The organism is Streptomyces sp. KMM 9044 (assembly GCF_024701375.2).
GTDB lineage: Bacteria > Actinomycetota > Actinomycetes > Streptomycetales > Streptomycetaceae > Streptomyces.
Window position 1 is genome coordinate 93,816 of record NZ_CP113912.1, and the last position, 15,038, is coordinate 108,853.

At 69.7% G+C, this 15,038-nt stretch carries 12 protein-coding genes and 2 pseudogenes; 9 read left to right on the forward strand and 5 right to left on the reverse strand.

Annotated features, from left to right (window positions below; genetic code table 11):
- Positions 1-47 precede the first annotated feature (47 nt).
- The 9 genes and pseudogenes from HUV60_RS33425 to HUV60_RS33465 all read left to right on the forward strand — a co-directional run bounded on the left by HUV60_RS33425 (position 48) and on the right by HUV60_RS33465 (position 7,597).
- Positions 48-722: an HAD family phosphatase gene (locus HUV60_RS33425; RefSeq protein ID WP_257854085.1), complete on the forward strand. Its 675-nt coding sequence runs from the start codon at positions 48-50 to the stop codon at positions 720-722.
- Between the two features lie 104 nt (positions 723-826).
- Complete coding sequence (locus HUV60_RS33430) at positions 827-1,471, forward strand: ScbR family autoregulator-binding transcription factor (RefSeq protein WP_257854086.1); 645 nt, start codon at positions 827-829, stop codon at positions 1,469-1,471.
- Positions 1,472-1,545: 74 nt separating this feature from the next.
- Entirely contained in the window at positions 1,546-1,758 is a 213-nt protein-coding gene (locus HUV60_RS33435) for an acyl-CoA carboxylase subunit epsilon (RefSeq protein WP_257854087.1), read from the forward strand.
- Positions 1,759-1,887: 129 nt separating this feature from the next.
- Positions 1,888-3,480 (forward strand): acyl-CoA carboxylase subunit beta, encoded by a 1,593-nt coding sequence (locus HUV60_RS33440; RefSeq protein ID WP_257854088.1) that lies wholly within the window; start codon positions 1,888-1,890, stop codon positions 3,478-3,480.
- Positions 3,443-3,814 (forward strand): annotated as a pseudogene (locus HUV60_RS33445) (urease accessory UreF family protein); the annotation flags it as partial. The gene HUV60_RS33440 and the pseudogene HUV60_RS33445, both read left to right, overlap by 38 nt.
- Positions 3,815-3,848: 34 nt before the next feature.
- Positions 3,849-4,550, forward strand: coding sequence for an urease accessory protein UreG (gene ureG / locus HUV60_RS33450; protein ID WP_257853674.1), 702 nt, complete (start codon positions 3,849-3,851; stop codon positions 4,548-4,550).
- Positions 4,547-4,897 carry an urease accessory protein UreD gene (locus HUV60_RS33455; RefSeq protein WP_443047577.1) on the forward strand — a complete coding sequence of 117 codons (351 nt, stop codon included), beginning with the start codon at positions 4,547-4,549 and terminating at the stop codon, positions 4,895-4,897. Before ureG ends, HUV60_RS33455 begins: the two co-directional genes overlap by 4 nt.
- Before the next feature lie 150 nt (positions 4,898-5,047).
- Positions 5,048-5,790: pseudogene (locus tag HUV60_RS33460) on the forward strand (HARBI1 family protein); the annotation flags it as partial.
- 58 nt (positions 5,791-5,848) lie between these two features.
- The gene (locus HUV60_RS33465) at positions 5,849-7,597 is read left to right on the forward strand and encodes an IS1182 family transposase (protein WP_257854089.1); all 1,749 of its coding nucleotides are present in this window, start codon (positions 5,849-5,851) and stop codon (positions 7,595-7,597) included.
- Here the strand turns inward: HUV60_RS33465 and HUV60_RS33470 are convergent.
- From HUV60_RS33470 to HUV60_RS33490, 5 genes are all read right to left on the reverse strand, one after another.
- Complete coding sequence (locus tag HUV60_RS33470) at positions 7,575-7,853, reverse strand: hypothetical protein (RefSeq protein WP_257854090.1); 279 nt, start codon at positions 7,851-7,853, stop codon at positions 7,575-7,577. The genes HUV60_RS33465 and HUV60_RS33470 overlap by 23 nt on opposite strands.
- Before the next feature lie 14 nt (positions 7,854-7,867).
- Positions 7,868-8,911, reverse strand: coding sequence for a transposase family protein (locus HUV60_RS33475; protein WP_269441301.1), 1,044 nt, complete (start codon positions 8,909-8,911; stop codon positions 7,868-7,870).
- 206 nt (positions 8,912-9,117) lie between these two features.
- The gene (locus HUV60_RS33480; protein ID WP_269441305.1) at positions 9,118-10,386 is read right to left on the reverse strand and encodes a PE-PGRS family protein; all 1,269 of its coding nucleotides are present in this window, start codon (positions 10,384-10,386) and stop codon (positions 9,118-9,120) included.
- A gap of 988 nt (positions 10,387-11,374) precedes the next feature.
- A complete protein-coding gene (locus HUV60_RS33485) occupies positions 11,375-14,032 on the reverse strand; it encodes a DEAD/DEAH box helicase (protein ID WP_269441270.1) in 2,658 nt (885 codons plus the stop codon).
- 43 nt (positions 14,033-14,075) lie between these two features.
- Positions 14,076-14,609 (reverse strand): hypothetical protein, encoded by a 534-nt coding sequence (locus HUV60_RS33490; RefSeq protein WP_269441306.1) that lies wholly within the window; start codon positions 14,607-14,609, stop codon positions 14,076-14,078.
- Positions 14,610-15,038: the final 429 nt, after the last annotated feature.

Here is a 15,038-nt window from a genome sequence, read left to right on the forward strand (position 1 = left end):
CTCAGGCGCCGTGCGGCAGTCCGTACGGCTCGACGTAGGCGGTTCCCATGGCCTTGCGGCACCTGCGCCTCATCGCGGTGAACATCGACGGGGTACTGCTGAACGACACGTTCAGTCCCGTCGCTCACCGGTTCGTGGTCGACCTCGGCGGTGTCTACACCGCCGAGGTGGAACGCGCGGTGCTGTCGCAGCCGCAGCTCGAGGCCGCCGCGGCACTGGGCGTTTCGGGAGTCACCCCCGAGGAGGTCGTGAAAGCGTACTTCCGCAGGCGGGAGGAGTACCTCCGGGACCACCCCGTACGAGTACTGGACGGCGCCGGCGCCCTACTCGGCCGGCTGCGCGCCACGGGAGCGACCTTGGTGTGCTACGGCGGGCTCGGCCGCTCCCACTTCGACCGTCACCTGGCCCCGTACGCGGAGTACTTCGACAGCCCCCGCTATGTGTGCACCGACGGATTCCGTCCCGGCATCCGGGAGATCGCCGAGGACATCTTGGGACTCCGCTGCGACCAGGCACTCTTCATCGACGACGTGGCACGTGTGGCCGAGGCCGCCCAGGCCCTGGGAGCGGCGTTCATCGGGCATCCGACCAGCTACGAGCACAGCTTCCAGCGGCAGTTGATGCGCGAGGCCGGAGTCCGTCACATGGTCGGTTCGCTCGACGCGATAGGCGAGCGGCTGCTGCGCACGGTCGACGCCGAGGCCGCCGGCCGATGTCTGTAACCGAAACACTGGTTCAACTTTGACCGTTCGGCAAGGTACGATCCGGACGGTTTGTTTTAGTTGAATCGCCGCTTCGGAGCGCGACGGATTCGAAGTGAGGTCCTATGACCCAGCAAGAACGAGCGGTCAGGACCCGCCGCACGATACTGGAAGCAGCCGCGGCTGTCTTCGCGGAGTACGGGTACGCCGCGGCCACGGTTGCGGACATCCTCAAGACCGCGGGCGTGACCAAGGGCGCCCTCTACTTCCATTTCGACTCCAAAGAAGCACTGGCCAAGGGCGTTCTGGAGGTACAGACGGACCAGCCCTTGCCCGAGCAGGAGATCAAGCTCCAGGAGATAGTGGACCTCACCATGACGGTGGCTCACCGGCTGGTGCACGATCCGATCCTCCGGGCCGGCGCACGGCTCTCCGCGGACCCCAATGGCCGCAAGCACTACGGCAGCGCCTGGCCGATGTGGGTCGACATGCTTACGGAGAACCTGGCCGAGGCCCGCCGGCGTGGGGAGACCCTGCCCCACGTGGTGCCGCGCGAGGTCGCGGAGATGCTGGTCAGCGCGTTCAACGGCGTACAGCTCTACGCCCAGCTCGAGACCGACCTGAACGACGTCGAGCAGCGGGTCTCGATCCTGATGAAGCACCTGCTCCCCTCCATCGCCTCCCCCTCGCTGCTGATGCGACTGGACGTGGCCCCGGACCGCGGGGCACGCCTGCTCGGCGGGTCTGCGCCCGTGCCCGAGTCGGCCTGACGCGTCGCCTCCAGGAAGAGCCGAGGCTGTCTTGAGCCCTGCGATGGACCGTGGGTCGCAGGGAAGGAGGGACCGTGGACCGTGCTGGGGACAAGATGGTGGCCCTGCTGAGGATCGAGCGCGGGCAGGCCACCGAGGAAGAGCTCGCCGCGGTCGCCGTGACGCTGTTCTCGGTGGTCTCCAGGCGCAGGGACGGCGAGCAGAACGCTGATCAGGGCCGACCGGTCGGGCCCTGGGACCGGCGGCGATGGGACAGGACCTACCGGGCGCCGCACAGTTGGAGATGACGCGCGCCGGGCGGTGCCACGACCCGGCCGTCTGCTTCCCCGGATGGGAACCGCACCGGCGGTTCGTTGCTCCGGCGCACGCCGTCCTCATGGGCCGCGTCTGCGCCGACCAAGAGGAAGAGGACTGTCATGGCGACGGTGTTGGAGCCCTCCGGGCTCCAGGCGGAGCCGGTGGATGCGCGTGGGCGCGTTGCCGAACTGCACGGGATCCGTGCGCAGGCACTGGCCGGCCCGGGTGAGAGGGCGACCCGGGCGCAGCATGCCAAGGGCAAGCTGACTGCCCGGGAGCGCGTCGAGCTGCTGCTGGACGCGGGGTCCTTTCGTGAGGTGGAGCAGTTGCGCCGGCACCGGGCGGTGGGGTTCGGTCTGGAGGAGAAGAAGCCGTACACGGATGGTGTGATCACCGGCTGGGGCACGGTGGAGGGCCGTACGGTCTTCGTCTACGCCCACGATTTCCGGATCTTCGGCGGCGCGCTGGGCGAGGCCCATGCCACGAAGATCCACAAGATCATGGACATGGCCATCGCGGCGGGTGCGCCGCTGGTCTCCCTCAACGACGGTGCGGGTGCCCGGATCCAGGAGGGTGTCTCGGCGCTCGCCGGTTACGGCGGCATCTTCCAGCGCAACACCAGGGCGTCCGGTGTCATCCCGCAGATCAGTGTGATGCTCGGTCCGTGCGCGGGCGGTGCGGCCTACAGCCCCGCCCTCACCGACTTCGTGTTCATGGTCCGTGAGACGTCGCAGATGTTCATCACCGGGCCGGAGGTCGTCAAGGCGGTCACCGGCGAGGAGATCAGCCAGAACGGGCTGGGCGGCGCGGACGTGCACGCCGAGACCAGCGGTGTGGCCCACTTCGCCTACGACGACGAGGAGACGTGCATCGCCGAGGTGCGCTACCTCCTCTCGCTGCTCCCGCAGAACAACCGGGAGAACCCTCCGAGGGCCGAGAGCGGCGACGCGGCCGGGCGCCGCGGCGAGGTCCTGCTGGACCTGGTCCCGGCCGACGGCAACCGTCCGTACGACATGACCAGGGTCATCGAGGAGATCGTCGACGACGGCGAGTACCTCGAGGTCCACGAGCGCTGGGCGCGCAACATCGTCTGCGCGCTGGCCCGGATGGACGGCCAGGTCGTCGGTGTCGTCGCCAACCAGCCCCAGGTGCTGGCCGGTGTGCTGGACATCGAGGCGTCCGAGAAGGCCGCCCGGTTCGTCCAGATGTGCGACGCCTTCAACATCCCGATCCTCACCTTCCTGGACGTTCCCGGTTTCCTCCCGGGCGTCGACCAGGAGCACGGTGGCATCATCCGCCACGGCGCCAAGCTCCTCTACGCCTACTGCAACGCGACGGTCCCCAGGATCTCGCTGATCCTGCGCAAGGCGTACGGCGGCGCCTACATCGTCATGGACAGCCAGTCCATCGGCGCCGACCTCACCTACGCCTGGCCCACCAACGAGATCGCCGTGATGGGCGCGGAGGGCGCGGCCAACGTGATCTTCCGCCGCCGGATCGCCGACGCCCAGGACCCGGACGCCATGCGGGCACGCATGGTCAAGGAGTACAAGTCCGAGCTGATGCACCCCTACTACGCGGCCGAACGCGGTCTGGTCGACGACGTCATCGACCCCGCCGAGACCCGCGAGGTACTCATCCGCTCCCTGGCGATGCTGCAGACCAAACACGCCGACCTGCCCTCCCGCAAGCACGGCAACCCGCCCCAGTAGACGACCGCACGGCGCGCACCAGCCGGTGGTCCTGGGCCTGGCCGCCCGGTCGGCAGGCCTGAACCCGCTGGATGCCGCCTACGCGGCGGCCTACGAAACGATCAGCGGACCGGCCACGGCGACCGTCCGGCTGCTGAGCCTGGACCCGTTCGACGCCACCGCTGTCCTCGCCCACTTGTCCGACGACCTCGACCGTACTGTCTCCGCAGCCGCCACCGCAGCCCAGCACATCCCCGAGCACGGGCTCGACGCGATGCCCGCCGCCTCCGCACCGCTGCTCGACATCACCGCGCAGCAGCATGCCGACTGGCCGGTACGCCTGTTCGCCTCCTGACCACCGCACCCACGAGACCCACGCAGGAAACCCCATGCACCTCGGCCATGACCTCGACGAGAAATTCCCCCACCGGCACACCTACAGCGCCGCCGAACCGCGACGCCCCAACGGCACACGGCGCGCCCTGCGGATCGGTCTGGGCGGGCCGGTCGGATCGGGGAAGACCGCCATCGTCGCCGCCCTGTGCAGGGCCCTACGGGATCAACTGTCCATCGCTGTGGTCACCAACGACATCTATACCCGCGAAGACGCCGACTTTCTGCTGCGCGAAGCCGTCCTGCCACCCGAGCGCATCAGAGCCGTCGAAACCGGCGCCTGCCCGCACACCGCCATCCGCGACGACATCTCCGCCAACCTGGAGGCCCTCGAAGACCTGGAGAACGAGATCGACCCCCTCGACCTGGTCCTGTTGGAGTCCGGCGGCGACAATCTCACCGCGACGTTCTCCAAGGGTCTCGTCGACGCGCAGGTCTTCGTCATCGACGTCGCGGGCGGCGACGACATTCCGCGCAAGGGCGGCCCCGGAGTGACCACCGCCGATCTCCTCGTCATCAACAAGACCGACCTCGCACCGTACGTGGGCTCCGACCTGGAGGGCATGGCCCGCGATGCCGGGGCACAGCGCGGTGAGCTTCCGGTCGCCTTCACCTCCCTCAGAAGCGAAGGCGGCGTGGAGCCGGTGACCGACTGGATTCGCCCACTCCTCACAGCCTGGACGGCAGGCCCGGCATGACCCTTGCAACCCGGCCCGCCGTGTCGGCAGCCGCAGGCCTACAGGCGACCGCACGCATCACGGCAGCTACCAGAGGCGGCATCACCAGTCTGCCGGTCCTCGAGGGCGACGGCCCCTTCGAACTACGGCGCCTGCGTTCACGAGGAACCGAGGCACGCGTGTGCGTCGTCGGCGCCATGAGCGCTCCTCTCGGCGGCGACCGGCTGCGCATCGAAGCCGTCGCACGACCAGGCGCGGTTCTGCACATCACCTCCGCCGCCGCGACCCTCGCGTTGCGAGGATGCACAGTCGAACACGCCACCTACGACGTGCAGCTGACCGTGGAAGAACACGCAGAACTCCACTGAGGTCTTCTCGGCAACGTGACGGTTGCGGTGCGTGACCGCGTGCGGGGTGAGCCGGACCGCGTCGAGTGCCCCGCTGTCAGATATGGGTGAAGCCCCTGGTAGGAACAGGTCTGCGAAAATCAAGTTCCGTACGGCCAGAGGCTTCACACGTTGACCAGTATCACCTACACCGCCGTGCTCGATGTCGGCAGGGAGACCGCCGAGACCCTGGCCCGGCTCCTGCGCGAGCACCGCGACCGGCTCGGCACCCGCAAGAACACCCGCGCCCTGGGCGTCTTCAAGCAGGGGATCCTCGTCCTGCGGTGGTTCGTCGACGGAACCCGGCTGGCCCAACTCGCCCGGGACAGCCGGATCTCGGTGCCGACCGCCTACCGCTATCTCCACGAGGGGCTGACCGTGCTCGCCGACCACGCCCCGGACCTGGCCACCGCACTGGAGCGGGCGGCGGCCGCCGGGTACACCCACCTCAACCTGGACGGCACTGTCATCCGCACCGACCGCGTCGCCGCCCCGGTCCCAACGGGGCAGATCTCTGGTGGTCCGGGAAGCACAAGCATCATGGCGGGAATGTGCAGGTCATCTCCGCCCCGGACGGCTGGCCGCTCTGGGTGTCCCCGGTCCGCCCCGGCCGCGAGCACGACACCACCTGCGCGCGCACCCACGGCCTGATCGGCGCGCTGAACCGGCTCGCCGCCACTCTGGACATCCCGACTCTGACCGATCTCGGCTACGAGAACGCCGGCGACGGCTTCCGCCACCCGGCCAAGAAGCCGCAGGGCGGCGAACTCGACCTCGAACAGCAGACGTTCAACAAGGTGATCCGTGGCATCCACGGCGTCGCCGAGCGCGCGAATGCCGACTCTGGTGCGCAATTCCTGACTGTGCGTCTGGTGGTTGCGGCATGATCGTTCCTGCGGGCGTTTCCTCCGTCTACGGCCGCAGGGGTGAGAGATGTCGATGCGTCCCAAGGACCTGCCGCCGGTCCCCGAGCAGACCGCGGCCGTGGCCCGTAAGGCGTTCTCCAAGGGGAGCTTGGCGATACGCGTGCGCGACCACCTCGGCGGGGTCTTCACCGATCAGCCGTTCGCCGGGGCGTTCGGTACGCGCGGCGCCCCGGGGCTGTCGCCGGGTGTGTTGTCGCTGGTGACGGTGCTGCAGTTCGCCGAGAACCTGACCGACCGGCAGGCCGCGGCCATGGCGGTGCGGGCCATCGACTGGAAGTACGCCCTCGGGATGGAGCTCGCCGACACCGGCTTCGACCACACAGTGCTGCCCCGCTTCCGCGCCCGCCTTGCCGAACACGGCTTGGAGCGCGCCGTGTTCGACCGGCTGCTGGAGCACTGCAAGGAGGCCGACCTGGTGGCCGCCGGCGGCAAGCAGCGCACCGACGCCACCCATGTCATCAGCGCGGTACGGGACCTGAACCGCACGGAGCTGGCCGGGGAGAGCGTCCGCGCGGCTCTGGAGGCCCTCGCGTCCGCGGCCCCGTCCTGGCTGGCCGACACGATCGACGTGGCGGAGTTCGCCCACCGCTACGGCGAGCGGATCAACGGCTGGACGATGCCGTCGTCCCGGACCAGGCGGGAGAAGCTGGCCCACGTCTTCGGCCAGGACGCCCTGACGCTGTGCCGGGCGGCCTACGCGCCTGCCGCCCCGCCCTGGATCCGCGACATCGAGGCCGTGCAGACCCTGCGGCAGGTGCTGGTGCAGACCTACTGCCTGCACACCGATGCGCGCGGGCGGGAGGTGGTCAGGAAGCGGGAGGCCGAGACGGACGGCGTCCCGCCCGGCAGTATCCGCCTGGCCTCCCCCTACGACACCGACGCGCGCTGGGCCGCCAAAGGCGAGGACCTGTTCTGGTACGGCTACAAGATCCACCTGACCGAGAGCTGCCACGCTCCGGCCGAAGCCGAAGCCGAAGCCGAAGCCGAAGCCGAAGCCGAAGCCGAAGCCGAAGCCGAAGCCGGTACGAGCGTGCTGCGGCTGATCACCGATGTGCACACCACCCTGGCGACGATTCCCGACGTCAAGGCCACCGCGCCCATCCAGCAGAACCTGGCCGAGCGTCAGGTCTCACCGGGCGAGCACTACCTCGACTCCGGATATCCCTCCGCCGACTTGGTCGTGCAAGCGGCGGGCCGGGGCATCAGCATGGTCACCCCGCTCCTGGCCGACCACTCGCCCCAGGCCAAGGCCGCCGAAGGCTTCGCCAAGAGCGCCTTCCGTATCGACTGGAAAGCCCGTCAGGTCCGCTGCCCCCAGGGCGCCACCAGCGCCGGCTGGTATCCGGTCACCCAGCACGGCCGCGACGCCATCGTCGTGGAATTCGCCCGCGCCGACTGCCGCCCCTGCCCCTCCCGGACCAAGTGCACCAGCTCCGCCCGCGGCGCCCGCATGCTCACCCTGCGCCCCCGTGAACTCCACGAACGCACCACTGCGGCCAGAGCCGAACAGGACACCGACTCCTGGAGAACCAAGTACGCACTCCGTGCCGGCATCGAGGGCACCGTCAACCAGGCTCTCGACGTCACCGGCATCCGCCGGGCCCGCTACCGCGGCCTGCCGAAAGTCACCCTCCAACACATCTACTCCGCCACCGCCCTCAACATCGTCCGCCTCGACGCCTGGTGGGCCACCGACCCACTACGCAAGCCTCGCACCAGCCGACTCGAACGCCTCAGCCACCAACTCGCCGGCTGACGAATTCAGCAACAGAGTCGGTCCGGCCGTTCATCCACGGAGCGAGGTAGTCGCGGCGGCGCCACCGCACACCGGACGTGCTGATCGTGTACGTACGACCGTCGTCCTCCAGGGCGAACGTCGCCAGCTGACCCGCGGACACATCCGTGAGTGGCGTCGCGTCGGCCTGCCACGCTTGGAGGGGGGTTTTCCCGTTCAGTACGGACGGCTGGTGGCGGGTGTTCCACCAGGTCACCCAGTCCAGCAGCAGTCCCACGAACGCCTCATACGTCAGGGGCGGGGCGTCGGGGTCGGCGAGATGGCCGCCGTTAAGTTTCTGGCGGCCGGTGTAGCGGGGAGTGAGGCGAGGAACATCTCCTCCACCGCGTCGTTCAGCGCCTCGATCGTGCCCTTCAAGTGCGGCGTGTAGGCGGGCAGGTCGGTCACGGGGACGGCGAGCGCGCCCATCGCCGCAGTGACCGCCTGGCACAGGAACTCCTTGCCGCGGTCCACCCGGATCTGATTGGGCAGCCTGCCCACCGGCCCGAACGGGGCGCTGCGGGTGATCGCGATCCGCAGCGAGGCCAGCACCGCGTCCCGGCTCGGCGCGTGCGCGGTGACCGCCACCCCGGCGATCGCTTTGGTGGCGCAGTCGATGAACCAGGTCACCCACGGTGTGGCCAGCTCGCCCTCCACGTCGACCTCGACGGGCACGTGCTTGTGGTCGCCCTCCCACGCCGCGTTGCGGTGCGTCGGCGGGCGCTGCCCGAACACGTCGTAAGCACGGCGGGCGGCTTCCCCACTCTTCAGCCCGGCCCGCTCGCCGCGGGTCAGGTCGCGGCGGATCGCCCGGTGCAACGTGGAGAGCGACGGCACCGCGGGCGCTTCCGGATCCTCGGCCGCCCGCTGCACCAGCTCGGCATGGACCCGGGAGGCGTTACCGCCCCACAGCGCCAACAACCGCCGGACCTCCGTGGTGACCGTGAAACGGGACGACTCCACCCGGGCGAGGCGGTGGTCCTCCCGGGCAGCGGCCAGCCACCGCCACACCGTCCGCTCCGACTTCCCCAACGCCTGCGCCACCAGACGCACATGCGCGGCGCTCAGCTCTCCACGTTCGTCGAGGTCCAGCAGCCGGGGAATCGCCGCCGCCCGGCCCGCCGCCGGCGGGAACACGGCATCCGGGCTGTCTTGCTGATGCTCGCCACGGCTTCCCGGCACACGCGGCCCCTCTCGCCGAGTACGGGACAGCACGGCCTTGCTGTCCTGGTCCCAGGTATCCCAGCCCTTCGGCACCCAACTGACCGGAATCGGCATACGACTGACAGCAACCATCGCCATCCGATACAGCCGGCCCGCCTGCGAGGCCGCACGGCAGCCCAACCCTCTCGATCCCGGAGGCATGACGGCTTCTTACGGTCCTGGTGTGACCGGGGCCGGATGCTGGATCCGCTGGAGCATCTGTTCCATGACGGGGACGGGCAGGGAGGGGTGTCGGGCCGCGGTTTGTGCGGTGTCGGCGTCCCGCAGCAACCGGATTATCACCCGGGCGGGCAGCCTTGGATGCAGGGCGGCGGCGTAGCGGACACGTTCGTGCGGGTCGTCGAGCAGCCGGACCGCCGATGCGGGCGAAAGACGTAGGTCGGACGCGGCCCGGTGCCGTACTTCCTCGTTGCTGTCCCGGCTGAACCTCTCCACCAGCTCTGGCGTGGACTCCGGGTCGTCAAGGCCAGCTGGCGCGTTCTGGCGTTCGGGTCGTCGGCGTAGCGCAGCAGGTCGCGGCGGGGGAAGTTGGGGTGGCCGTGAGGGCGGTCGGGGGTACTGAGGCTGCCGGTCCACCACTGCCACACCCGCAGGAGCATGTCGGCGGGCGCGTCGTCGCAGGATTCCGCGAGGAAGAGCTGGACGACGCGGTCGTCGTCGCGGGCGAGACGTTCGACGACGTCCGCAGGGAGGTGCCGGGCCCGGGCAACGCTCCTGCGGATCAGGGGGTGGGAGGAGGCGGCCAGGCGGCGCATGGCGCCGGGATCCTCGTGCAGTGCCATGACCCAGTCGAGCGGGTAGTAGTGCCCGCGCGGGTCGAAGTCGATGGGGATGCCCGCCCGCTGCTCCTCGGTGATGTCAGCGCGTGTGGCCACCACGAAGCGGACGTTCTCGTCAGGGTCCTGGGCAAGAAGTCCGACCAAGTCCGGGTCCAGGTGCGGGTTGCCCGCGAGAGAGCTGCGCTGGGCCGGCTCTCCGTGGTGAGCCAGGTGTTCGGCGAGGCCGCGTTCGAGGCGGCAGGACTCAACCGCGCGCTCTCGGACTCCTTCGGTATCGAACACCGAACGGGGCATCGGGTGCTCTCGGTGGTACCGCAACAGCGCCTCGATGCGCACTTTGCCGGAAGGATCGCTCAGAAGCTTGCGCCGGGCCGGGCCGTCCAGATGAGGCCAGGCCCTTTGGCAGGCTGAGGCGCGTACAGAGGGATCCTCGTCGCCAGCCAGCGCGGTCAGTATCCGTACGGGCAGTCCGCGAAGACGAGCTGTCTCTTTCCGGACCTGGACGGAAGGATCCGCGGCGAGCTGCTCGTACGCGGCGTCGGTGAGCTCGGCGTGCTGGTCAGCCGCCAGCAGGGTGAGGATCCAGCGGGGCCGGGCTCCCCGCTCGCCCAGGATCAGACGAGTCCACTGCTCCGCTGTGAGGCCCGGCTGGGCCTCGGCCAGCAGCTGCCTCACCTTCCCCTCCGGGTGGACGATGGCCGCCTCGATGACCACCGCAGGCAGACGCCGCCACAGGGGGAAGTGCGACACACCAAAGGAGACGGGCACGCAGGTCATCGGGGGTGGCCGGGTTGAGTGCCAGCCCGTGCGCCCACATCTCACGCACCCGCTCCGAAGACCCCGGCCCCTGAAACAGCGATGTCCAAGCGGCTGCCCGCTCCCGCGGGCTCTCCTGGGCCGCCGCCCGAGCGGCTGTCTCCTGCCGCTCTCGCAGGTGGTCCACGCCGATCAGCCATACCTCGTCTTCTTCAGTGGTCACCCCCAGCAGGATGTCCCCGTCCATCGAGAGGGTGACGAACTCCGGCTGCCCGGGCCGCTCGCCCAAAACTCCGGCGAGGTCCCACTGCTCCGTGAGCTGCACCCGCGTCCAAGGCCTGGGCGCGCAACGCTGTCCAGTTGCCCGCGACGTCGATCAGGAAGACACCATCCCCGCCGAAGATCCCGCTCTCGGTCCCGAGCCGGTGCCACTGCGCATTGAGCTCGGCGACCAGGTCCGCTCGGTCTGCCCTCACACTCACGGTCGGCCTGATTTCTCCCGCGACGACCAAGCGCCACGCGGCCCGGGGCGACGCTACCTCCTCGGTCTTCCAGTCCCCCGCGATGTGCAGCCCGGCGCGCCGCAGCATCTTCATCAGCTTGTCTTTCCCACCCGTCATGACTCTGCTGCGCAATTACCCGGCGTGATGACGCCGTGCCGATACGGCCTTCAGAGCGCGTCGCAGATGCAGGCAGGCCGGGCGCGGCCGAGCCCTGAAAGCACGGCACGTGATCGCTCGCCGAATTGAGCAGCAGAGTCCGTCATGGGTGCTCATCCTGCCCGACCCTGATTCCTTCCCCTCCAACGGCGGATGGGTAGACACACCAACCAAGCGCAGATGCCGGTCCACTTGGCCGCCACCCCTCTTGTGCAGTGGCTCGCCGCTGGTCTCGTTCGCCGCGTGCCGTAAAGACCAACAGCAGAGCCGCAGGCCGCTCACTCACCCGGTGGCGCTCGCGCATCTGGTCGGCTGTAGGGACTCCCCACTGACGGTCGGCGTCACACCCACTTCACGCCCAGCTTCCGCAGTGCGTTCAGCTGCTCCGCCGTGAGTTTGTCGCGCCTCGCGCGGGTGTTGGAGACCCATACGCCGAGCCGGACCGCGATCGGCTCGGCCTCGCCGTCGACCGCGATCTTCTCAGCGTGGCCGCGTGGTACCGGCCGGTGGGGGCCTTCCCGTTCCACCCACTGTGCGAGGGCTGTCAGGCCCCGCTGGAACGCCTGCTGCGCCTTGCTCGACCCCTTCGCCGCACGCCCGGCCGCCGGGGCGGGAGGCGGCGCCGGGGCGGGCTTGATGCCCAGCGTGGTCAGCCGTTCCTGCTGCTCGTCGGACAGCAGCTTCCAGGTGCCCGGCTGTTTCTGCCGCTTCAGCCACCGCCCGATGTCGTCGCCGTCCATCAGCACGCCGGGCGCGATGTCGGGCAGCACACCGTCGGCATCGACCAGGTCCGCGAGGACGCGGTGGTGCCGCTGCCAGTCCAGCGGCCAGGGGCAGTTCCAGTCCTCGTCGATCGCCTCCAGTTGCCCGGCCCGCACCGCGGCGCGCTCCGGGTCCTTCCTGAGGCCGCCTTGCCTGCGGAGGTTGGCCATGTGCTGCCCGACCGGGACGGGCTGGCCGCCGGCGGGGTCGTCCCACACCGCGTCCTGACGGGGAGCAAGGTGCCCTGTGGCCCGCCGGTACGACCGGAGCACGGCGAGCTTGGCCTCCCACACCTCCTCACCCGGCTCCCACACCATCCCGGCCTCCGGCGCGTCCAGCAGCTCCTTGCGCCGCGGTTCCAGCTCACCGGCCCGCAGCGCCTTCCGTTGCTGGTGCACCCACCTCCCCAGCGGAAAGTCCTTCGTCACTCCGACTTCGACCTCGACGTCATAGGGGACGGCGTGCAGGCCGGTGATCTCGTTCTCGGCCCGCCAGCGGAGCAGGGCCTGGTAGCCCTCGAGCCAGACCAGGGACTCCGGCCGGTAGACCCGCGTGCGCAGGAACGCCGCGATGGTCGCCGCGTCCCTGGGAGAGGAGAAGTGGAGCAGGGCCGTCTCGGCAACGGCGTCGGTGTCGTCCTCCTCGTCCTCGCCGCCGGCGCCGATGATCCGCCCGTCCTCGTCGCGCCTCACGTGCACCGTGCGCTGTCCGCTGGTGAGGGCGCGGGAGGCGAGCTGCTCGACCAGGCGTTCATCGTGCGAGCGCAGGCCCTGGAGCACGGCCACGAGCGGCTTGAAGCTGGCGGAGGCGACCATGTCGGTCGGGTCCTCGCCGGGCTCCAGGAACACCGGCACGATGATCCGGGCGACCTTCGTGGTGCCGTCGCGGTTGAGCCGCAGCGCGCGGCCGATGTTCTGGACGATCTCCACCTGGGATCCGCGGGTGTCGGCGAAGCAGACGGCCTCGACTCCCCGTTCGCCGGTGATGTCGACGCCTTCCCCGAGCACGCGGCAGCTGGCGAGGAAGGCGCGGTGCACCCGGCGCTCGGCCACGTCGATGCCGTTGGCGAACTGGCGAAGGACCTCGCGGCGTTCGGTGACGAGGTGGTCGCCGCACAGCCAGGCCGACCAGACGCGGTCCGGGGGGACGTGGCGGCCGGCCTCCAGCTCGTAGAAGGCCGCGTCGATCGACGACGCGGGGAGCCGGTCCGCGGCTGCCAGGTCGTGGTCGGAGGCGCCGCTGGCGTACAGCTCGGCCGCTGTCTGGGGCAACTTGTCCGCGAAGGCTGCGGCCTCTTCCACCTTCTGGTGGAACGTCATCACTGTACGGAGGTTGTACGCCGCCGCGTGCTCCAACAGTGCGGTCTGCAAGAGAGCGAGGCGCCGGCCCCGCTGTGCCTCCTCCGTTTCCCCGAGGGCGGGGGAGGGGTCGTGGATCTCCAGGACGTCGATCTCGAAGCCGGCGAGGATGCCCCGCTCGATCGCCTCCGAGAGTCCGAGCTCGGCCAGCCACGGCCCGTAGGTCCCGTCCGGGTCGTCGGCCATGCTCGCGAGCTCCAGCTCCTGGCCGCCGGTGCCCTGCTGCGGCCGGGGCGAGGCGAGGATGCGCGGGGTCGCGGTGAGGTACAGCCGGAAGTCGGCCGGGATGCGGGCATTGTCGTGGATCGCGGCCCACGGCCTGCCGAGATCACCTGCGGTGGAGTGGGCTTCGTCCACGATGGCGAGGTCGAAACCGCTCATTTGCTGCCCGTACAGGCGCTCCCCGCCCGCCAGGGCGGCCTCCAGCGGCCCACGAACCTTCCGCTGGCCCTCGGGTGCGTCGATATCCTCGCGGTCCACCAGGGAGGCGTACGTAGCGAACACGACCACCGGCCCCGACCCCGCCCACAGCGCGAGCTGAATCGGATTCGTGGTGGTACGCACCCCCAACCCGTCCAGCACCGCATCGCTCTCCAGCGAGCACACCGCCACCATCGGGGCCCGGTGGCCCACCCGGCGCCACGCCTCAGCGGTCTGTGCGAGTAGGTCCAGGGTCGGCACGGTCACGAGGATCCGGCCGCCCGGGAAGCAGTCCAGCGCGCACGCGGCGGCGGTGATCGTCTTGCCCGATCCGGTCGCGGACACGATGGTGCCCCGTGCCCCCTCCGACGGCACTGATGATCTTGCAGGGAATCCCATCCACCTCCGAAACGCCGACTTCTGATCGACCTGGTGTTCCCGAAGCCGGATACCCAGCATTTCCACGCTCCTCCTCTGCCTTCTTTTCTGCTCGCTTCGGAAATCACCAGGACGGCGTGAAGGGTGGGACGGACACCGTGCCGTCCTCGCCCACGACGATCCGCTCGGCGAGCTGGGCCAGGACCTGAGAGGGGCGCAGCCCCGTCCGGCTGGCCACCGTCTGGATCAGTCGACTGGGCGCGGCGGACAGCCGGACCTCCGCTCGCAGTTCATCCGCTTCCTCCCCCTGCCGTTCCCCGAAGGCGGCCTGTGCCGCAAGAGCACCAGCAAGCCGTTCCTCACGCTCGCGAGCCCACACCGAGCCTTGAGCGTCCTGTTCTGGCTCGTACACGCTCCAACCGGCTGCAGTCATCAAGTCTCTGACGCGCTGCCACTCAGCGTGTTTAGCCAGCCAGATGGCAGCCAACCCCTCCCGGTCCATCTCGAACTCGTAGAAGGAACCGTTCCCCCTCAACTGCTCCGCGGTCTCCCGCTCACGGACAGCGGCCTCCGCGACCTTTTCCGCAACGGCGGCGATGTCCAGGCCATTCGCTTGACGCCGGACCTGATCCCGCGCCACGTCCTGAGCACTCCACATGCGTTTTCCCTTTTCCGAAAGGCGCGGGCATCTGGGCCCGCATCGGGTGGTTGAGGGTGTCCCATACTTCCGCCAACGCTACATGGTGCATCAACCTGATGCACCCACTACACCAGAACCCGAAACGAACGAGGCCCCCCACTCTCGCAGCCAGCCCGGCCCGCGAAGTGGGCCCCAAAGGTCCTGGAGGCGCAGCTGGAAGGACCGTCAGGTGGGGGAGCGCAGCGGACCCGCCGGCCCGGACTGCAGCGCAACGGGAGCCCGGTAGCGGGACGAAGTCCCGCCGCTCCGGGAGCGCAGCGGACGGAGCGTCAACCCCGATGCGTAGCATCGGGGTTGGGCAGGTGGCGCAGCCACCCGCCAGCGCTCCCGCGGGCGGAGCGCAACCCCGTGCGCAGCACGGGGGTTCGCTTGCACATCGCGCAGCGA